At 44.9% G+C, this 21,292-nt stretch carries 12 protein-coding genes and 2 rRNA genes; 9 read left to right on the top strand and 5 right to left on the bottom strand.

What is annotated here, in order from left to right:
* Positions 1 to 134: 134 nt before the first annotated feature.
* Together WKR92_RS04995 and rrf are read left to right on the top strand one after the other, a co-directional pair.
* Positions 135 to 3,022 (top strand): 23S ribosomal RNA (locus WKR92_RS04995).
* A gap of 94 nt (positions 3,023 to 3,116) precedes the next feature.
* Positions 3,117 to 3,228: ribosomal RNA gene (gene rrf / locus WKR92_RS04990) — 5S ribosomal RNA — on the top strand.
* Positions 3,229 to 3,454: 226 nt separating this feature from the next.
* Here rrf and WKR92_RS04985 read toward each other — a convergent pair.
* Positions 3,455 to 4,333: an AraC family transcriptional regulator gene (locus WKR92_RS04985; RefSeq protein ID WP_375556724.1), complete on the bottom strand. Its 879-nt coding sequence runs from the start codon at positions 4,331 to 4,333 to the stop codon at positions 3,455 to 3,457.
* 159 nt (positions 4,334 to 4,492) lie between these two features.
* On the opposite strand from WKR92_RS04985, the gene WKR92_RS04980 reads away from it, so the two are divergent.
* Both WKR92_RS04980 and WKR92_RS04975 read left to right on the top strand, forming a co-directional pair.
* On the top strand, positions 4,493 to 6,334 hold the full coding sequence (locus WKR92_RS04980) for a sodium:solute symporter family protein (protein WP_375556723.1): 1,842 nt from the start codon (positions 4,493 to 4,495) through the stop codon (positions 6,332 to 6,334).
* Entirely contained in the window at positions 6,318 to 7,403 is a 1,086-nt protein-coding gene (locus WKR92_RS04975) for a glycoside hydrolase family 5 protein (RefSeq protein WP_375556722.1), read from the top strand. The genes WKR92_RS04980 and WKR92_RS04975 overlap by 17 nt, the downstream gene beginning before the upstream one ends.
* 44 nt (positions 7,404 to 7,447) lie before the next feature.
* Here WKR92_RS04975 and WKR92_RS04970 read toward each other — a convergent pair whose 3' ends face one another.
* Complete coding sequence (locus WKR92_RS04970; protein WP_375556721.1) at positions 7,448 to 8,053, bottom strand: hypothetical protein; 606 nt, start codon at positions 8,051 to 8,053, stop codon at positions 7,448 to 7,450.
* Between the two features lie 191 nt (positions 8,054 to 8,244).
* Here WKR92_RS04970 and WKR92_RS04965 point away from each other — a divergent pair, with 191 nt between their 5' ends.
* Complete coding sequence (locus tag WKR92_RS04965) at positions 8,245 to 9,501, top strand: serpin family protein (RefSeq protein ID WP_375556720.1); 1,257 nt, start codon at positions 8,245 to 8,247, stop codon at positions 9,499 to 9,501.
* Positions 9,502 to 9,545: 44 nt separating this feature from the next.
* On the opposite strand, the gene WKR92_RS04960 is transcribed toward WKR92_RS04965, so the two are convergent.
* A complete protein-coding gene (locus tag WKR92_RS04960; protein WP_375556719.1) occupies positions 9,546 to 11,828 on the bottom strand; it encodes a helix-turn-helix domain-containing protein in 2,283 nt (760 codons plus the stop codon).
* 72 nt (positions 11,829 to 11,900) lie between these two features.
* Between WKR92_RS04960 and WKR92_RS04955 the strand changes: the two genes are divergently transcribed.
* Both WKR92_RS04955 and WKR92_RS04950 read left to right on the top strand, forming a co-directional pair.
* Positions 11,901 to 12,401 (top strand): cupin domain-containing protein, encoded by a 501-nt coding sequence (locus WKR92_RS04955; RefSeq protein WP_375556718.1) that lies wholly within the window; start codon positions 11,901 to 11,903, stop codon positions 12,399 to 12,401.
* 89 nt (positions 12,402 to 12,490) lie between these two features.
* Positions 12,491 to 14,338, top strand: coding sequence for a DNA topoisomerase IV subunit B (locus WKR92_RS04950; protein ID WP_375556717.1), 1,848 nt, complete (start codon positions 12,491 to 12,493; stop codon positions 14,336 to 14,338).
* 31 nt (positions 14,339 to 14,369) lie between these two features.
* Here the strand turns inward: WKR92_RS04950 and WKR92_RS04945 are convergent, their stop codons facing one another.
* Positions 14,370 to 15,275 (bottom strand): ATP-binding protein, encoded by a 906-nt coding sequence (locus WKR92_RS04945; RefSeq protein ID WP_375556716.1) that lies wholly within the window; start codon positions 15,273 to 15,275, stop codon positions 14,370 to 14,372.
* Between the two features lie 369 nt (positions 15,276 to 15,644).
* Here WKR92_RS04945 and WKR92_RS04940 point away from each other — a divergent pair, with 369 nt between their 5' ends.
* Positions 15,645 to 16,805: an ATP-binding protein gene (locus WKR92_RS04940; RefSeq protein ID WP_375556715.1), complete on the top strand. Its 1,161-nt coding sequence runs from the start codon at positions 15,645 to 15,647 to the stop codon at positions 16,803 to 16,805.
* On the opposite strand, the gene WKR92_RS04935 is transcribed toward WKR92_RS04940, so the two are convergent.
* Positions 16,806 to 18,545 (bottom strand): M28 family metallopeptidase, encoded by a 1,740-nt coding sequence (locus WKR92_RS04935; protein ID WP_375556714.1) that lies wholly within the window; start codon positions 18,543 to 18,545, stop codon positions 16,806 to 16,808. It lies immediately after the preceding gene.
* 12 nt (positions 18,546 to 18,557) lie between these two features.
* On the opposite strand from WKR92_RS04935, the gene WKR92_RS04930 reads away from it, so the two are divergent.
* The gene (locus tag WKR92_RS04930; RefSeq protein WP_375556713.1) at positions 18,558 to 21,284 is read left to right on the top strand and encodes a DNA gyrase/topoisomerase IV subunit A; all 2,727 of its coding nucleotides are present in this window, start codon (positions 18,558 to 18,560) and stop codon (positions 21,282 to 21,284) included.
* Positions 21,285 to 21,292 lie beyond the last annotated feature (8 nt).

Raw genomic sequence — 21,292 nt, 5'->3', positions numbered from 1 at the left:
AATTGAAGAGAAGACAACAGTAGAGACGTTGGCTGCTTTGATGTTAGGCTATTGGGCTTGCCCGGTAGGCTGCAGAAGAGTTTGCCGACAGACAATAAAAGCATCCGCATATACTAGCAAAAGGGTATGCGGAGAAGAAAGTAAGAAAGGGCACACGGTGGATGCCTAGGCTCTCAGAGGCGATGAAGGACGTGATAAGCTGCGATAAGCCACGGGGATCAGCACATATGATTTGATCCGTGGATTTCCGAATGGGGCAACCCGGCATGTTGAAGACATGTCACGAAGAAGAGCAAACCCGCTGAACTGAAACATCTAAGTAGGCGGAGGAGAAGAAAATAACAATGATTTCCTGAGTAGTGGCGAGCGAAAGGGAAAGAGCCCAAACCGGACATGTTACGGCATGTTCGGGGTTGTAGGACTGCGATGTGATTACAGGTTAGCGAAGTAGAATTCCGGTGGAAAACGGGAGCCATAGCGTGTGACAGCCACGTATACGTAAGCGAGCCTGGTCTAGCAGTATCCTGAGTACCGCGGGGTCGGAGACGCCCTGTGGGAATCTGCCAGCACCATCTGGTAAGGCTAAATACTCCTGAGAGACCGATAGTGGACTAGTACCGTGAGGGAAAGGTGAAAAGAACCCCGAACAGGGGAGTGAAATAGAACCTGAAACCGTGTGCTTACAAGCGGTCGGAGCGGACTTGTTCCGTGACGGCGTGCCTTTTGCATAATGAGCCTACGAGTTACTCTTCCCTGGCAAGGTTAAGTGGTTCAGCCACGGATCCGCAGCGAAAGCGAGTCTGAATAGGGCGCATAGTCAGGGGAGGTAGACGCGAAACCTTGTGATCTACCCATGGACAGGTTGAAGGTACGGTAACACGTACTGGAGGACCGAACCGATAAACGTTGAAAAGTTTCCGGATGATCTGTGGGTAGGGGTGAAAGGCTAATCAAACTGGGAAATAGCTCGTACTCCCCGAAATGTTTTTAGGAACAGCGTCGGTGTTGAGTTTCATAGAGGTAGAGCTACTGATTGGGTGCGGGGGAGTCACATCCTACCAAATCCAGACAAACTCCGAATGCTATGAAATATAACCGGCAGTGAGGCTCTGGGTGCTAAGGTCCAGGGCCGAGAGGGAAAGAACCCAGACCATCAGCTAAGGTCCCCAAGTATACGCTAAGTTGAGCTAACGAGGTCCGATTGCACAGACAGCTAGGATGTTGGCTTGGAAGCAGCCATTCATTTAAAGAGTGCGTAACAGCTCACTAGTCGAGCGATCGGGCATGGATAATAAACGGGCATCAAGTGTATCACCGAAGCTATGGGATCGAAAGATCGGTAGGGGAGCATTCCAGCGGAGCTGAAGGTATGGCGTAAGCCGTGCTGGATCTTCTGGAAAAGCAAATGTAGGCATAAGTAACGATAAGGCGGGCGAGAAACCCGCCCACCGAAAGACCAAGGTTTCCTGATCAACGCTAATCGGATCAGGGTTAGTCGGGTCCTAAGGTGTACCCGAAGGGGGAATCCGATGGACAACTGGTTAATATTCCAGTACTTTTTATAACTGCGATGTGGTGACGGAGTAGTGACACTGCCGCGAACTGACGGAATAGTTCGTTGAAGGGTGTAGGTATAGGTATGGTAGGCAAATCCGCCGTACTTGCTGAATCCCGACAGTACAGCAAGCCTTCGGGTGCGCTGATAGTGCAGGTAATCAGACTTCCAAGAAAACCCGCTAAGCTTCAGGTTATAAAAACCCGTACCGCAAACCGACACAGGTGGTCGAGGAGAGAATCCTAAGGTGCTCGAGTGAATCATGGCTAAGGAACTCGGCAAAATGGCCCTGTAACTTCGGGAGAAGGGGCGCTTCCTCCATTCTTCGGGATGGAGAAGCCGCAGTGAAACGGCCCAGGCGACTGTTTAACAAAAACATATGGCTTTGCCAAATCGAAAGATGAAGTATAAGGCCTGACACCTGCCCGGTGCTGGAAGGTTAAGAGGGGATGTTAGTCGCAAGGCGAAGCATTGAATCGAAGCCCCAGTAAACGGCGGCCGTAACTATAACGGTCCTAAGGTAGCGAAATTCCTTGTCGGGTAAGTTCCGACCTGCACGAATGGTGTAACGATCTGGGCGCTGTCTCAGCCATGAGCTCGGTGAAATTGTGGTATCGGTGAAGACGCCGATTACCCGCAACGGGACGGAAAGACCCCATGAACCTTCACTATAGCTTAACATTGTGACTGGGTACAGGATGTGTAGGATAGGTGGGAGATTGTGAAGCGGTGTCGCCAGGCATCGTGGAATCATCCTTGAAATACCACCCTTTCTGTAACCGGTTCCTAACCCCGCTGTAGCGGGGGACATTGTTTGGTGGGTAGTTTGACTGGGGTGGTCGCCTCCAAAAAGGTAACGGAGGCTTTCAAAGGTAAGCTCAGTACGCTTGGTAACCGTACGTGGAGTGCAATAGCATAAGCTTGCTTGACTGTGAGACCTACAAGTCGATCAGGGTCGAAAGACGGATATAGTGATCCGGTGGTTCTGCATGGAAGGGCCATCGCTCAAAGGATAAAAGGTACTCTGGGGATAACAGGCTGATCTCCCCCAAGAGCTCATATCGACGGGGAGGTTTGGCACCTCGATGTCGGCTCGTCACATCCTGGGGCTGGAGAAGGTCCCAAGGGTTGGGCTGTTCGCCCATTAAAGTGGCACGCGAGCTGGGTTCAGAACGTCGCGAGACAGTTCGGTCCCTATCTGTTGTGGGCGTAGGAAGTTTGAGTGGGGCTGTCCTTAGTACGAGAGGACCGGGATGGACCAACCTCTGGTGTATCTGTTATGGCGCCAGCTGTACCGCAGAGTAGCTATGTTGGGAATAGATAAGCGCTGAAAGCATCTAAGCGCGAAACTAGCCACGAGATGAGACTTCCATTGAGGGCCGTCGCAGACTACGACGTCGATAGGCCGCAGGTGTAAAGGTAGGAATACCAAAGCCGAGCGGTACTAATCACCCGAAGCTTTCTCAAAGCAGATAGACTGTTGTTTTCTCTCTCGATTCTTTTTTTCTTCCAATGCATGTCATTGCTTGTTCCCCTGTTAGGGGCTTGCATATCAAGATTTTCAGGTGCCTATATCGGCGGTGTCCACCTCTTCCCATACCGAACAGAGAAGTTAAGCCCGCCAGAGCCGATGGTACTGCCGTAACAGGTGGGAGAGTAGGTCGGCGCCCTACCCTTTTCCCGGGCCCGTTCACACATCGTGGACGGGCCCGTGGTATTTAATGCCAAAATTCAAATCAACAACAAGATCAACACCTATAAAACTGGAAACTCGACTTACGAGAGTCAATCCCTTTACTTTTAACTCTCTTTACGATTTCTTAGATTTGAGTTATTATTTATTTTTTTTGTGTTTTTATTCTCGTTGAATCAAAGCGAATCGCCCTAGGTTGAATTACCTTAAATATAAAGTCTGGTATCAGTAAAGTTTTCCCGAAACTCCTTAGGCGTACAGTTTTTCTGTTTCTTAAATACTCGATTGAAATAAGATATATTATTAAACCCGCAAGAATAAGCGATTTCTGAGATACTTTGAGTAGTATCAATAATAAGGCGGCTCGCTTGACCGATGCGTATTTCGTTGAGACAGTCGACAAAAGTCTTTCCCGTTTTCTTCTTAATGAATCTGCTTAATGAGGCTTCGTGCATGTTGACCAGTAAAGCGAGACCTTCTAGACTGATTTCTTTTCTGAAATTCTTATGCATATAGTCGAATACCATTTTGATTCTACGGCTATTCGTTGCTGAAGCCAGGGAGACCTCTTGGAAACCTTCGTTCGATAAAGTAGTGTACGGAGAGTAGGATAGTTCATGTAGTATATACATGAAGTCTAAAAAGGAGGGGAATCCTTGTTTTAATTTTAGATCAAAGATTTTGTCTTTTATACCTATAATCGTATCAGCAGGGAATGCAATCCCTTTTTTTGCATCTGCAAACATTTTTTTGAGATGATTGGATTGATTTTTATTCAAGAAATTTTCATTGAATATTTCATTGCTAAATTGAATGGTTACTTCGCGTATAAGCTTGCTCGTACATTCATGAGTAAACCAACCGTGCGGTAAATTTGATCCTATGAATACCAATTCGTGCTCGTCAATCGTACTGATATGATCTCCAACGATTCGACGTGCTCCGCTTGCATTGATGATGAGGTTGAGCTCATATTCTTCATGGTAATGAAGGGGGAAATCGAAGGTATCTTTCTCTCTCGCGAAAAGCATATAGAAGTCACTTTCAGTCAGTGGCGTTATTTCCTTTATGATCTCCTGGTTCATCCTTCTAAATCTTAGCTTGGTTAGTTTGAGTAAGTTAGTACTTTTTTTTCATCCAAATTGATATAAAGTTAAAATAGTGTTATGTAGTTTAGCTTAACAGTCTTATGTTTGTTCTAACCTAGACAATAAATCGATGCTAAATATTACTTATGGACCCTCATGAGGCTATCTACTCTTGATATCATTATTATCATCGGATATCTTGTCGTGATGGTGACGCTGGGTTTCATGCTCAAGAAGCGTGCGCAACGTAATAAGGAGTCCTATCTACTCGGTGGGAAGAAATTACCATGGTATATGTTGGGTTTATCAAATGCATCCGATATGTTTGATATTTCCGGCACGATGTGGATGGTAACCTTGGCATTTGTATACGGGCTTAAAAGTATCTGGATACCTTGGTTGTGGCCCGTTTTTAATCAAATATTCATGATGATGTACCTGTCGATTTGGTTGCGACGTTCCAATGCAACCACCGGTGCTGAGTGGATGGCCACTCGCTTTGGACTGACAGGGGAAGGTGTGAGGCCTTCACATATTATCGTCGTCGTCTTTGCTCTATTGAGTGGCTTGGGTTTCATGGCATACGGTTTTATCGGCTTAGGAAAGTTTGTAGAGATTTTTCTTCCTTGGGAACTTGTCAGTCCATATATCCCTTTTCATGTGGACTCACAGTTTGTCCCGCATTTCTATGGTATTATCTTTTCGGTCTTAACGGTAATTTATGCTGTTACGGGAGGGATGACAAGTATTGTTATTGGTGATCTAGTAAAGTATACAGTTACCACTGTGGCGGCCATTGTCATCGCCATTATTGCTATGCAGCATCTGGCAGGTCGGTCTTTAAACGTTCCGGCGGGCTGGTTCAATCCTTTCTTTGGTTGGACGCTCGATATGGACTGGACTCCACATATATCAGAAGTCAATCAAAAAATCAAAGAGGACGGCTTTTCGTTGTTTGGTATTTTCTTTATGATGATGTTATTCAAAGGTGTTTTTGCTTCATTGGCTGGGCCAGCACCGAACTATGATATGCAGAAGATCTTATCCACGCGATCACCGACAGACGCAGCGAAGATGAGTGGTTTGGTGTCCATAGTTTTGCTACCAGTGCGCTATGCACTGATTATGGGATTTGCCGTGTTGGGCTTGCTCTATTACGATCAGTTAGACTTATCGTCTGCGAGCGGGATTGATTTTGAACGGCTATTGCCAGCGGCTATTGTTGAGTTCGTTCCGGTCGGTCTCACCGGGCTACTTGTAGCTGCACTCCTCGCTGCTTTTATGGGTACCTTTGCAGGGACCCTCAATGCGGCACAGGCCTATATTGTAAACGATATTTACCTCAAGTACGTTCATCCGAAGGCTTCAAGCAAGTCTGTTCGTAATATGAGTTACCTCTCGGGCGTCTCAATTGCATTCTTAGGAATTTTATTGGGTTTATTTGTCGATGATATCAATAGCGTATTGCAGTGGATTGTTTCTGCTCTTTACGGCGGTTATATTGCGTCCAATATATTGAAATGGCATTGGTGGCGGTTCAATGCAAATGGTTTTTTCTGGGGAATGCTCGCTGGGGTTGCATCAGCATTGGTATTTCCACTATTTTTTGATACGCTAGATCTTTATTATTTTCCTTTACTTTTCATCATTTCATTGGCAGGCAGTATTGTTGGGACTTTTACCGCACCGCCGACAGATGAGAACATATTGAAATCATTTTATAGAACTGTCAAGCCTTGGGGCTTTTGGAGGCCTATCCGGAGACAACTTGAACAAGAAGAGGGCGTCGAATTTCGGAATAAAAACTTCGGCAAGGACATGTTTAATGTGGCCATAGGAATCATCGGACAGCTATGTTTGACCCTAGTGCCGATGTATTTGGTTCTTCAGTCAACGATGCCACTTGTTGTCACGCTGTTTATTTTAGGCGGTATTATTATTATATTGAAGAAAACTTGGTGGAATCAATTAGAAGACGATTATGAAAAAGCTAGCTAGTTTCATTGTAATCCTAGGAGGATTATTTTTAATTACTGCAAGTCAAAGCAGTTGTACCAGTCGCCAATCACAAGCCGTCCATATACCCACCGCGGTAGACAAGCACGGTTGGTTAACTATTAAAGATGGGAAAATGGTTGATGAAAACGGAGTCGCCCCCCGACTTCGCGGCATTAGTTTTTCCTGGAGCATCTGGGAGGGGAGGAAGTATTACAATACCGAGGTTATCGATTGGATAGTTGACGACTTTCAAGTTGATTTACTGCGTTTTTCGATGGCTATCGAGCCCGACAGCGGTTATCTTGACTTTCCTGACGAGCAAAAAGCACTTATTACCGGCATGATCGACCATGCAATTGACCGAGGAGTATACGTGCTAATCGACTGGCATGATCATCACGCCAATGAGAATATTGATGCAGCAAAATACTTTTTCGATGAAATGGCACAGCGCTATAAGGATGTTCCGAACGTATTGTATGAAATTTGGAATGAACCAGAAGAGCATAGTTGGGCTGAGATAAAAGCCTATTCAGAAGAACTTATTAAGACCATTCGTGTACATGATCAGAAAAACTTGATTGTAATACCCAGTGCTCGCTGGGATCAGGATGTCGATATCACTGCAAAGGACCCGATTACGAGCGACGGGCAACTCATTTATTCATTTCACTTCTATACAAGCGACCCGTGGCATCAGGAGAACTTGCGGAAAAAAGCTGAAGAAGCTATGCAAGCAGGCTTGCCCATAATTGTAAGCGAATGGGGCGTGAGTGAGTCAAATGGAGACGGTGATTTTAATTTGGAAACCACCAATCGGTGGGTCGAGTGGATGGACACCCACCAGCTTAGTTGGGCAAATTGGAACATAACCGACAAAGATGAAACATCTGCGTTATTAAAACCCGGTGCACCGATAGATGCGCATTGGCAAGCTAACGAGTTAACAGAAGCTGGGAATTACATCCGCGAAGTGTTACGGACAGATACACCCACATCTCCAGAAGGAGTTAACAAAGCACAACAAGTAGAGGACTCTTCAACGAACGAAAAGGAGCTAGTAAACTAAAATTTCCGTCTGTCAGATTTCAATATGAGAATACAGCGCAGCAGTTAACCGTTAGGAATCAATTGTACAGAAAAGCGCTTAGCTTCCTCGTCCTTAATAGGGCACAACCCATAATAACCACCGCCCGAGATCACAAGTTCGATATCGTAGTTTCGCAAATCAATTTCTTCCTTTAACAAAGCTTTGTAGACAATCAATGCGCGTTCATAACTCAAGCGATACGCCCACGTGTTATTGAGCTCGAAATCTTCTGTCCACTCGTTTGCAAGGTTACCTTCCAACACAAGCGTAAAATCGCCAAGTCGGCCTTCCTCTTCCAGTTGCTTAAGCACCAAAGTCAACTTTTTCCCTGCTTCATAAATAACTGTAGAGGCTCGTGGCTTCAAGTCTTCTTTATTTTTTTCAAAAAGATCATCTGCTTTAACAAAGTCCTCCATTACATATTTTTCGCAAGAATCCATGTACATAAAATGTTCGATCTTCTCCGGTTCCAACAGTTCATTTGCAGCCCCGTTCGTGTTACCAGCCGCTATCCCTTTCGCCAAGTTATTGTTCTTCGTAAAGTCGACCGGCTGTAAAAACAACAACATCGCCATAACCAAAAGGATTCCTCCAATAACGAATACACCTGCAATTAAAGCTTGTCTCATAATCTACTTTACTTTGTTAATCAACGACGGATTCTCGTTTTACGTCTATAAATCTAAAGATAGTTTCCTTTTAAATCAATCAAAAATCAATCAAAACTTGCGATTAATTGTTGCGTTTTTAGATTCTCTTACGTATTAGGAGAAGCAAGGAGCGGTTTTTGCTTTAAAGAACATAATTAAAACATAATAAGATGAATACATTGAGCCTTAGTATACTGAGTTTTTTTACCATTTTAGCCATTGCCCCCATGGCCTGTCAAGATTCTGCCGACCTTCAGAAAGATGAGGTTCGCCGTAACCTTGACTTTACACCCAAAGAGGAGCAGAAACTTGCCCAGGATAACGAATTCACCCTAAGCCTCTTTGGCGAAGCACTCAGCAGTTTAGAAAACGGCGATAATATTCTTATGTCACCTGTCAGCGCTAGTTTAGCCCTCGCCATGCTCAATAATGGCGCAGAAGGGGAAACTAAAGAGGCAATTAGACAAGCGCTCAAGTTCGACGGGTTTAGCGATGAAGAAATCAATACTTATTATCAAAAGATTATCGATGTATTGCCTCACCTAGATCCTAATACCACATTGGACATCGCCAACTCCATATGGTATAGGCAAGAATTCAACGCCAAACCTTCCTTCTTAGATATCAATCGCAGTTTTTATCATGCCGAACTCAGTGCTCTGGATTTCAAAAGCCCCAAAGCACCTGACCAGATCAACGACTGGGTGAGTGATAATACAAACGGAAAGATTCCAAGCATTGTAGATGACATCCCTGCCGATATGGTCATGTACCTCATCAACGCTATTTATTTTAAAGGCGCTTGGCAGGAGAAATTTGATCCGGAGCGTACGCGAGAAATGCCTTTTAAACGTCCGAGTGGGAGTGACCTTCAGACCGATTTCATGAACATTCAGGAAAAATTCAACATCGTTCAGAGCAAAGACGTACAAGGAGTCGAATTGCCCTACGGCGATGGTCAGTTCAGTATGTATGTTTTCATGCCAACAGGCGATACCCCTCTAAAAACGTTTATAAAGAAATTTGACGACAGTAATTTTCTTGCTGAAGTGTACGGAGGTTTCAGTAAACGGGAAACCAATCTCTCGTTACCAAAGTTCAAGTTTGCTTATGAAAATACCTTGAATGATGAACTCAAACGAATGGGAATGGACATCGCTTTTACAGATCGCGCAGACTTTTCGGGTATTGCCGATGAATCACTTATGCTTAGTGAAGTAAAGCAAAAAGCATTTATTGAAGTCAACGAAGAAGGAACCGAAGCCGCGGCGGTTACCGGTGTAGGCGTTAGCGTTACCTCCATGCCGATCGTCCAAACACTCACCTTCGACAAACCCTTTTTCTTCCTAATCCGTGAAAATAACTGTGGTTTGATACTCTTTACCGGTGCGGTAAACGATCCGTCGCAGAAAGAGAGCAAGAACTAGCAAAAGTATATGAGAATTTCCGTAAAAGCTTTAGCTGTCCGAGTTTAATCAAGCGTTTTTTGCAGTTTCGCGTTGGTTTTCACCTGCTGCGCTATTTTGATATCCGTATAGCTGACCTCATGGCCTAAACCTTGCTTCAGCTCAGCGGTAGTCTGTCCGGCGTTCTTTTCCATGTATCTCAGAATCGTATCCAACTTTTGCAGATTTATCAGCTGTTCAGCCAAAACCTCGGTTCCAATAAAAGAAATCAAGTGATTGGTAATTGTGTTTTCAGTCAAACCACGGAGAGTAGCAATCTCGCCAATACTTTTACCTTCTTTAAAAAACTGAAGGCTGATCACCTTCGTCTGGCCTTTAGGAGCTTTGGCAGGCTTCGCAGATCCAGCACCTCCAGTGCCTAAAATACTACCTTCCAGCACCGAAGAGCCCTTGCCCGTCAATTCAGCATCGATGCGAATCGAGTGAAAATCCTTCACCTGTTCCAGGATATCCGCAATCTCCATCTCCTCCAACAAAGCCTTACTCAGCGAGCGGCATTTTTTGAGTCGATCCAATTTTCGATAACAGTCGATTAGCAGAGCCTTACACTGTTGGATATACTTCTTTGTCCGCTTCTTCGCTGTCCATAGCTTAATATGATTCTCCAGCGGATCTAGCGCTTGTTTCTCTAATTTGGTTATAAACCAAGACGTCGCTTTCTCCGTCCGCTCATCAATTTGCTGCAATGCGACCGGCGAATTCGCCAACAAACTATTAAGTTGCCCTTGAAACTTCGCTGCGACCTCCTGATGCATGTTGCAAGCAATTGAAAGCGCATTTAGAAATTCCACCGCCTCCTGCTTATCAGCAATATTCTTCTCGCCCGTTTCATTCTTTAGAGTCGTCGCTTGTTCCCTTATCACAGTCCAGTCGAACGTCTCCAAGAGCAAGTTCATCAAGTACAAGCGTTGCGATTCCCGCAGCAGTTCATCATACTCATCACCCGCCAACTTCCTCCGCGAATAATCCACAACCGATTGGTTTGTGAAAATATTACTCGGGTTGATTACTGATCTCAATACCAAACCCTCCAACGACCGCACCCTGCTCAGCGCCACATACACCTGTCCTGCTGCAAAAGCAGCACCAGCGTCTATAATCGCCCGGTCGAATGTCAATCCCTGACTCTTGTGAATCGTTACCGCCCAAGCCAGTCGAATCGGAAACTGGCTAAAGGTACCCAGCGTTTCTTCCTGAACTTTATCTTCCGCCTTATCGTAATTATACTTAACATTTTTCCACTCTTCCTTACTGATCTTTACCTCCTCCGAACCATCGTTAAAAGCAATCCACATATCCCGTTTATTTGCACTAATATCCTTGATAAAGCCAATTTTACCATTATAATAGCGCTTTTCCAGCCCTTTGTCGTTCTTGATAAACATCACCTGCGCACCAATCTTCAATTGCAAGATCTGCTCGGTAGGGTAGGCCGATTCCGCATAATCACCCGTCACCAAGGCCTGTAAAGCAATCGTCTTACCCTTCAGCTCCTTCAGTCGTTCCCGATTAATCCGGTCCGCCTGCGCATTATGCGAACACAGCGTAATAAATACATCGTCCTTATCCGGTTTGAAATCGGCCCGGTAATGATCGTTTAGCAAACGAATATGTTCCGTCGTACACGCATTATTCCGAATACTATTAAGTAAATCGATAAAAACAGGATCCTGTTGGCGATAAATCTTCTCCAGTTCAATCTGCACCAGATCCAGCTCCCGTACCGCCATCGAATCAAAGAAAAAAGGCGTAGAATAATGCTCCCGTAGAAAAGCCCATTCCTGATTCTTCACCACCGGTGGCAACTGGTACAGATCACCAATCAACAAGAGTTGCAAACCACCAAACGGTCGCATATCTCGGCGAACCGACTTTAGCACATCGTCGATAGCATCCAGCACATCCGCCCGCAGCATCGATACCTCGTCTATTACTAATAGTTCCAGTTCCTGAAGCAAATTTCGGCGTTCCACAGAAAGTCTAATCTTGCTTAGCAGTCGCTGTCGGTTATAAATATGACTATCATGCTCATCCCAGCGCAATTGGTGATCGCGAATATAAGTCCCAAAAGGCAAATGAAACAGCGAGTGCAGTGTCGTGCCTCCTGCGTTAATTGCCGCTACCCCGATGGGCGCTGTGACCACCATTTTCTTCGCACAGTTTTTTTGAATGTATTTCAGAAAAGTCGTTTTTCCCGTCCCCGCCTTCCCCGTCAGGAAAATTGGCTTGTTTGTATGAATAACAAAAGATGCAGCTTTCGAAAAAATGTCATTAGTTTCCACTTCCATTTCCAGATTAAAAGTACAGCCTTTTTATCAGAACAAAAAATATCTCATTATATTAGCACAAAAAACAAAAAAATGGCAACTCAATCCAAAGAAGAACTATTTAAAGATATAGAACAAACCCTCGTAAACCATGGGTTCACCATTGTGGAACGCGATGAAAACCGCCCTTGGGGAGGTTTTTTTGTTATTGACGAAGAGCAGGCACAGCAATTTGCAGATGCCTTTTTCAATGGCATCGATGTCAAGGAACTTCGCATTGCTGGCAAATTAAGTCCGAAGATATTGTTCGTAGCCCCTCATAAAAAGCTATCTTGGCAATACCATCATCGCCGTGCAGAAATCTGGCAAGTTTATCAAGGCGAAGTTGGTGTCATCACCAGTCAGACAGACGAAGAAGGAGAACTTCAAACATTAAACGAAGGCGATGTTATCAAATTAGAGCAAGGGCAGCGTCACCGTTTGGTAGGCTTAGGCGATTGGGCCGTATTGGCAGAAATCTGGCAGCATACAGATCCGGCCAATCCGTCCAACGAAGAAGACATTGTACGCGTTCAAGACGATTTCGGCAGATAGCCAGTTCACGTAGTGGGTTTCATACAGCAGGTGTTCACGCAGAGGATTTTTACAGACGTTTTATCAGATAGAGGATACGCAGCAAACAAATGACAAATTATAACGAAGACAGCATACGGTCGCTTGACTGGAAAGAACATATCAGGCTTCGCCCCGGTATGTATATAGGGAAATTAGGAGACGGTTCAGCCTATGACGATGGTATCTATGTACTGTTAAAAGAAGTTGTAGACAACAGCATCGATGAATTCGTTATGGGTGCCGGCAAAACCATCGACATCAACGTTACCGAATCCAAAGTAGCCGTCCGTGATTACGGTCGCGGTATCCCCATAGGGAGCGTTGTAGACGTCGTATCCAAGATCAACACCGGCGGTAAGTACGACAGCAAAGCTTTCCAGAAGTCAGTCGGCCTCAATGGCGTTGGTACCAAGGCCGTCAATGCCCTTTCCAATGCATTCACCGTACAATCCTACCGTGCAGGCAAAACCCGCATAGCTGAATTCAGCAAAGGCGAGCTATTGAATGATCACGAAAAGGAAACCTCACAGCGCAACGGGACCGCCGTGGTTTTTCATCCCGATGAAAGCATTTTTAAGAACTACAAATACCGCATGGAATTTGTAGAAAACATGATCTGGAACTACGTATTCCTCAACTCTGGCCTCACCATCAACTTCAACGGCACCAAGTTCCATTCAGAACACGGTCTGAAAGACCTGTTAGAGCGAACCGTAGAGCCCGAAGGCATGCGTTATCCCATTGTTCATTTAAAAGGCGAAGACATCGAAGTAGCCCTTACCCATGGCCAAGCCTACGGAGAAGAATACTACTCTTTTGTCAACGGGCAGCACACCACCCAAGGCGGTACACACCAAGCCGCCTTCCGTGAAGCCATTGTTAAAACCGTTCGTGAGTTTTATAAAAAAGATTTTGACGCAGCCGATATCCGTGCATCCATCATTGCCGCCATCGCCATCAAAGTTCAGGAACCCGTCTTCGAGTCGCAGACCAAAACCAAGCTCGGCTCCCAGAGCATCGGACCAGAGGGCCCGACCGTACGTACCTTTATCAATGATTTTATCAAAAAATACCTTGATGACTACCTGCACCGCAACCAACAAGCCGCCGATGCACTCTTAAAACGTATTTTGCAATCCGAGCGTGAGCGCAAAGACATTGCAGGCATCAAGAAACTTGCTAACGAACGTGCCAAGAAAGCCTCCGTACACAACCGGAAGCTTCGTGATTGCAAGATTCATTACGACGACAAGCACGAGCGCAACCAAGAGACCACCCTGTTCATCACCGAGGGAGATTCCGCCAGCGGATCCATCACCAAATCGCGAGACGTACAAACCCAGGCCGTATTCAGTCTAAAAGGGAAGCCACTCAATGCCTACGGCCTCACCAAAAAAGTAGTCTATGAAAATGAAGAATTCAACCTCCTTCAGCACGCCTTAAATATCGAAGACGGCTTAGACGGTTTGCGCTACAATAACATCGTTATCGCCACCGATGCCGACGTCGACGGAATGCACATCCGCTTATTACTGATGACCTTCTTCCTGCAGTTCTTCCCTGATCTGGTAAAAGCAGGCCATGTATCCATCTTGCAGACCCCGCTATTCAGAGTACGGAACAAGAAAGAAACCATCTATTGCTATAGCGATGAAGAGCGCGTTGCCGCCATCGCCAAGCTCGGCAACAAGCCAGAGATCACCAGATTCAAAGGGCTCGGAGAGATTTCCCCAGAAGAATTTGGACTCTTTATTGGTGCTGATATGCGTCTAGACCCCGTTATGCTCATGAAAGAAAACAAGGTAGGCGAGCTGCTAAGCTATTATATGGGTAAAAACACACCCGACCGTCAGAAACATATTGTCAATAATCTACATGTAGAACTGGATGTAGAGGAGGAGCTGATAGGGGCGTAGGGACATTATCTAAGATAAGGATAGCTCTTGTTTAGTTTCCTGTATTAGAGTTAGACGTAACTATACGCAGAATATATTCATCAATGGCATATAAAGGTAGGTTTATTAGCCAGTTTTCTTTCCTGAAATCGGACATAGAGGTTCGTATGGATATCTTCGGCTTGTACTTGTCGTTAATTGTTCGCAAGCTTTTGGATTGTAGATTTTCTTCTGCTTTTACTTCAATCGGAATTGTATGTACTCCTAACTGTATCAAGAAATCAATCTCTGCTCGGGCGTTTTCGGCAGACCAATAATATACATCCATGTTGTGATGACTGCCGATTAGTTGGTTGAGGACGTATTGTTCGGTAAGGGCTCCTTTGAACTCTTCGAATACGCTGTATTGGTCAAGTAAGATTCTGGTATCAAGGTTACACATAGCGGCTAGTAGGCCGACATCTACCAAAAATAATTTAAATGCGCTGAAATCCTCATAAGCTTTTAATGGTACTGCCGACTTAGTTACTCTGTTTATTTTATGTAAAAGACCACAATCTATTAACCATGCTAAAGCTAATTCATAGTCTTTTGATCTCGCACCTTGTCGGATGATTCCGTAAATAAATTTCTTGTTCTCTTTAGCTAGCTGTGCCGGGATCGAATTCCATAGCATTCTGATTCGTGGAACAATGTCATTTGGTGCATGCTTGGAAAAATCTTGTTCGTAAGCTAAGAGTATTGCTTTTTGAATATCTCTTACTTCCTTGAAATCACGGTTTTCGGCAAATTGTCGTACTGCTTCCGGCATGCCACCTACAAAGTAATATTGTTTTAGTAGCTCGATGTACTCGTTCTTAAAGTTTTTTATTAATTCCCAATCATTGCTCTGCATCAGTTCTCCAAGTCTGTCTTTCTTTAAGGCCAGCATAAACTCGTGGAAGCTTAAAGGATGCATATTGAGGAAGTCAACTTTGCCGACCGGGAAGGATGTGTTTTTTGCTAATGCAACTCCTAATAACGAGCCAGCTGATATAATATGGTATTCCGGTGTGTTCTCATAGGTATTCTCATATTCCTACTAAAGATGATTTTGCTTATGAGGAACTATAGGTTATTAATAAAGTTGGTGTAAATATAATTTTCAATATACACTTTCACGTACGACTTTTTGTGAAATACTACATTTTTCTGTACGACTTTCCTTTTTTAACGTAAATTTCAAAATATATTATCAGATATTTCAAAGTTTAGAACTCGATATTTCAAAGTTTGCGTGTAGATATTTCAAAGTTTATCTTATTTTTGTATTAAATGAATGTTTGATATGGCTCAATTAATCGCTCGTAATCTGGCAAAAGAGATTTCTGAACGCAAGGATAAATTCCCAATTCTCGCTGTAACCGGTCCCCGACAGTCAGGTAAAACAACCTTGCTAAAAGCGATGTTCCCAGATTATACTTATGTGTCACTTGAAAATCCGGACAACCGCTCATTCGCAGGAGAGGATCCGAATGGTTTTTTGAAAATGTATTCTGAACGGGTTATCCTCGATGAGGTTCAACGCGTGCCAGAACTATTTTCTTATTTGCAGACAGCAGTAGACGCGTTAGGACAAATGGGGCAATATATCTTATCTGGCTCACAGAACTTTCATTTGGTTAAGAATATTACGCAGACTCTCGCTGGCCGAGTTGCTCTGTTCCGATTACTACCATTGGATCAGGAGGAAATGATGGACACCTCGATTTTGCCAGACAGTTATGCAGAAGCATGTTTTAAAGGGGGGTATCCTGCGGTTTACCATCGAGGTATTGAACCGCCAGATTTTTATACCAACTACATACAGACCTATATCGAAAAGGATGTAACGGAGTTGATCAATATACGGGATACCAATAGCTTTCGGACTTTTCTGAAGCTTTGCGCCGCGCGAGCAGGGCAATTGTTGAGTCTCAATGCTATTGCTAATGAATGCAATATTTCCCAACCCACTGCTAAAGCATGGCTATCGATCTTAGAAAGTAGCTATATTGTGTTCTTGCTGTATCCCTATCATGAAAATTTCAATAAGCGGCTCGTCAAAACTCCAAAACTTTATTTTTATGATACGGGGCTGATCTGCTATTTATTGGGAATAAGAGAGCATCAAGAAGTTCTGACGAACCGCTTGAAAGGGAATCTTTTCGAAAATATGGTTATAGCAAATTTTCAAAAAATAAATGAGCACCGATATTTGCATCGTGACTATTATTTCTGGCAAGATCATAACGGACTTGAAGTCGATCTGCTTCTGAAGACTCCAGAATATTTCGACGTTTTTGAAATAAAAGCTACACAGACACTGAATAACGACATATTTAAGAATCTACAGCATTTTGCAAAGATTATACAATCGGCACCGGTTCATTCTCATCTTATTTATGGTGGAGACCAGTCGCTAACACGAAGCACTGTCGACGTACAAAGTTGGAGAGGTAAAGTGTAATTACCTCTTCTCTCCAGCTTCTTTAAATTCTGACCCTTCTTTCCATTTAGGAAAAGTGGTTTCCATGCTTAATGTATAACCTACTTGGAAGAACAGCTTGATGTCGTTCATGATACCGCCCAGCTGCCAATAAGATTCGTCGTACTCGTCTTTCTGGGTGTGATACCTACCGGCAAACATTTCGCGCTTGCTCTGGGCTTCTTCGCTTTGGTCAACATAGTTGCTTCCGCCGCCTGCATAGATGGCCGGAACGCCAACTTTGGCAAAGTTGAAATGGTCTGAACGGAAGAAGGACCCTGCCGATGGGTTGCGGTCGCCCTGAATGCTGCGGCCTTGTAGACTAGCGGCTTCTTCAACGTATTCGTCCATTTCGGACTGACCAAGACCAATGACGGTGATGTCTTTGGTTTCACCTGTAGCGCCCATCGCATCGATGTTGATGTTGGCAACGGTTTTCGATAATGGGTAAATGGGGTGAGTGGCATAGTATTCTGATCCTAAAAGTCCTTGCTCTTCGGCGGTGAGTCCCATAAACAGAATGGTACGCTCGGGTGCTACGCTGGCTTGGGTAAATGCCTTGGCAATTTCTAGGATGGCTGCAATGCCGGTAGCATTGTCAATCGCGCCATTGTAAATGGAGTCGCCTTCTAAGGGCTCGCCAATACCTAGGTGATCCCAATGGCCGGCATAGATGATCACTTCGTCAGGGCGCTCGCTGCCTTCTAATTTGGCGATAACATTATTGGAGGTGGAGTGTTCTACTTCATTGCGGATGCTGGCGCTGGTGCTTAGGCCCAGGTCCACGGCTTTGAAGCCGGGCTTTTTGGCTTGTTCGATGATGTCGGCATCAACTCCGGCAAGGGCAAACATTTGTTTAGCGGATTCTGCGCTTAACCAACCTTCGAATTTGGCAAGTGAAGCTCCATTGTCTTCTGACTCGAGTGCCATTTGCGGGCCGCTCCAACCGGAACGTACAACATTCCAGCCATAGCTGGCGGCTCCGGTGTCGTGGATGATGAGAATGCCGGTAGCGCCTTGGCGGGCGGCTTCCTCAAATTTATAGGTCCAGCGACCGTAATAGGTCATGGTTTCACCTTTGAATAAACTCTTGTCGTAATAACCGGGGTCATTGACCATCACTACAACGGTTTTGCCTTCTACATCGAGGCCCTCATAGTCGTTCCAATCATATTCAGGGGCTACGATTCCAAAGCCGGCAAAGATAAGCTCGCTGTCTTCTACTTGGATGTTTTCTTCTAAATGCCGACTGCCCATAACGAAATCGTCAAGGAGGTTGAGGTTGATGCTTCCGTTCTCACCGCTTAGGGTCAGGGTCTGGTTGGGGAAGGAGGTGATTTCAACCAGGGGTGCCTCCTGGAAATAGCTGTCGCCATTGCCGGGCGCCAATCCAAGACTCTCAAATTGTTCTTTGAGATAGTTGATGGTTTTGGTTTCGCCTTCGGTGAAGGGCATGCGACCAAGAAATTCGTCGGACGACAGGGTCTTAACGGTGTTGACAAAGCTTTCTTCACTGATGGCATTCATGGCTACGGAGTCAACCGCAGGGGCCTCAGTGCTTTCGTTATTGTTGCAGGCAACGAGGGTTGCGCTGGCAAGAAATAGACAGGTGAGTGTTTGTTTCATCGGTAATAATGTGTTCGTTGGTTTGAAATAAAAAATAAAAATAGTATAATTTACTTGAATTTGTATTTTTACAGCAAATGCTAAATTTAATTGCATATATTATTTGATATGAGTGAAGAAATAAATCAAAACAACGAATTGCCGGAGGGAGAAGGGAATGGTGAGTTATCGGGTAGTCGGGTGATTCCTCTTTCGGGTTTATATGAGCGATGGTTTCTAGATTATGCGTCCTATGTGATTCTTGACAGGGCGGTTCCTTATATTAACGATGGTTTAAAGCCGGTTCAACGGCGGATCCTGCATTCCTTGAAGGAATTGGACGATGGCCGATATAACAAAGCGGCGAATGTCATCGGTAATACAATGAAGTACCATCCGCATGGGGATGCTTCCATTGGTGATGCCATGGTGCAATTGGGGCAAAAGAATTTGTTGATTGACACGCAGGGTAACTGGGGGGATCCGATAACGGGCGACTCAGCCGCTGCTCCGCGTTATATTGAGGGACGCTTGTCAAAATTTGCCAATGATGTGGTGTTCAATCCGGATACGACGGTGTGGCAGTTGAGTTATGATGGGCGGAACAGGGAACCGGTGACCTTGCCGGTGAAGTTTCCGCTGCTGCTGGCACAGGGGGCTGAAGGGATCGCTGTAGGTTTGGCGACCAAGATTATGCCGCATAATTTTATTGAGTTGATTGACGGCTGTATTTTGGCATTGAAGGGTGAGCGGCCTAATATTTTTCCGGACTTCCCAACGGGGGGGATGGCAGATTGCTCGGCTTATAATGAAGGACTTCGTGGGGGACGGATTAAGATTCGCGCCAAGATTGAGGAACGGGATCGGAAAACGCTGGCGATTACGGAGATTCCGTTTGGAACGACGACGGGCGGTTTGATTGACAGTGTGATCTCGGCGAACGACAAAGGGAAAATAAAGATTAAGAAGATTGAGGATAATACGGCTCAACATGTCGAGATTATCGTGCACCTGGCCTCTGGGGTTTCTCCGGATGTGACGATTGATGCGCTCTATGCATTTACGGATTGTGAGGTGTCTATTTCTCCGAATACCTGTGTGATCAGGAATGAGAAGCCGCAGTTTATGAGTGTAAACGATGTGCTGATCGAAAATGCGAAGTTTACACGAGGCTTGTTGAAGCAGGAATTAGAGATTAAGCTCAATGAGTTGCTCGAGAAGATTTTCTTTAGTTCGCTCTTGAAGATTTTCATTCAGGAAGGGATGTATAAGCATCCAGACTATGAGGGAGCGGGCAACTTTGAGACGGTAGTGGAGGTTTTGAATACCTTGTTTGAGCCTTTCTTCTCTCAGTTTTATCGTGAAATCTTGCCGGAAGATTACAAACGGTTAATCGATAAGCCGATGAGTAGCATTACGCGTTTCGACGTGAAAAAGGCGGATGAACAGATGAAGGGCTATGAGGAGGAGATTAAGAAAGTGAAGCATCACTTGAGGCATCTGACGGATTATGCGATTGCTTGGTTTGAAAAGCTGAAGGAAAAGTATGGTGAAGGAAGGGAACGGAAAACTGAGTTGCGGACTTTTGAGAAGGTAGAAGCTGCGGCTGTGGCCTTGGCGAATATCAAATTTTATGTGAACCGGGCCGACGGGTTTATCGGTACGGGACTGCGTAAGGATGAATATGTGGGTGATTGCTCTGATCTGGACGATATCATCGTGTTTAGGGAAGATGGTAAGATGGTGGTGACAAAAATTCAGGATAAGGTATTTGTGGGGAAAGGGATTGTTCACGTAGCCGTGTTTAAGAAGGGGGATGATCGTACGGTTTACAATATGATTTACCGAGATGGGAAGACTGGGGTTTCTTATGTAAAACGTTTCTCGATTTTAGGGGTAACGCGTGATAAGGAATATGACTTGACAACAGGCAACAAGGGGAATAAGATGTTATATTTTACGGCCAATCCAAATGGTGAGGCGGAAGTCGTGAATGTGCAGTTGCGCGCGCATTCGAAGTTAAGGAAGCTACAACTTGATATTGACTTTGCTGAGATAGCAATCAAGGGTCGCGGCTCAAAGGGGAATATCGTTACGAAGTATCCGATCAAGAAGATTGTGCTGAAAAAAGAAGGGGTGTCTACGCTAGCTGGTCGCAAGATATGGTTTGATGAGACGTTGAACCGTTTGAATGTGGATGAACGAGGTCTGTACCTGGGTGAGTTTGATGGGGACGATAAGATTTTGGTGGTGTTAAAGGATGGTAGCTATGAGTTGCGTTCGTTCGACTTGAGTACGCATTTCGACCATGAGTTTGTTAAGATTGAGAAATATGATCCGGAGCGGGTGTATTCGGTGATTCATAAGGACGGGAAGTCGGGTAATTACTATGTGAAGCGTTTCTTGATTGAAAATATGCCTATCGGAAAGCGGACAAGCCTGATAAATGAGGAGGCGGGTTCTAAGCTGATGGTCATCAGTAATGCGGATAATCCGATAGTTAAGGTGGATATCTTAAAAGGTAAATCGAAAACACCAGAAAGCTACGAGCAGGACTTAGCAGAATTTATCGACGTGAAAGGGATGAAGGCACAAGGCAACCGACTAACGCCGCATGACGTGAAGAAGCTTCAATTGCTTTCGACAGAAAAAATAGCGGGTGATCAGGAAGTTTCGGATGAACCGAATACGGTTCAGGCGGAAGAAAAGGGGACTGATACTAAGCCTGCTGATACGAAGTCGGCTGATGATAAAAAGGAAGATCCTGCCAAAAAGGAGTCTTCTAAGATTGAATTGGAAATCACCAACCCAGACGATCTGGAGATGGACGATAAAGGACAAATGGGCTTATTCTAGCCCATTTG

Origin of the sequence: Albibacterium profundi (genome assembly GCF_042159835.1) — a bacterium.
Taxonomy (GTDB): domain Bacteria; phylum Bacteroidota; class Bacteroidia; order Sphingobacteriales; family Sphingobacteriaceae; genus Albibacterium; species Albibacterium profundi.
The sequence above is the reverse complement of the archived record's forward strand: the minus strand, read 5'-3'. Positions and strand labels throughout refer to the sequence as shown.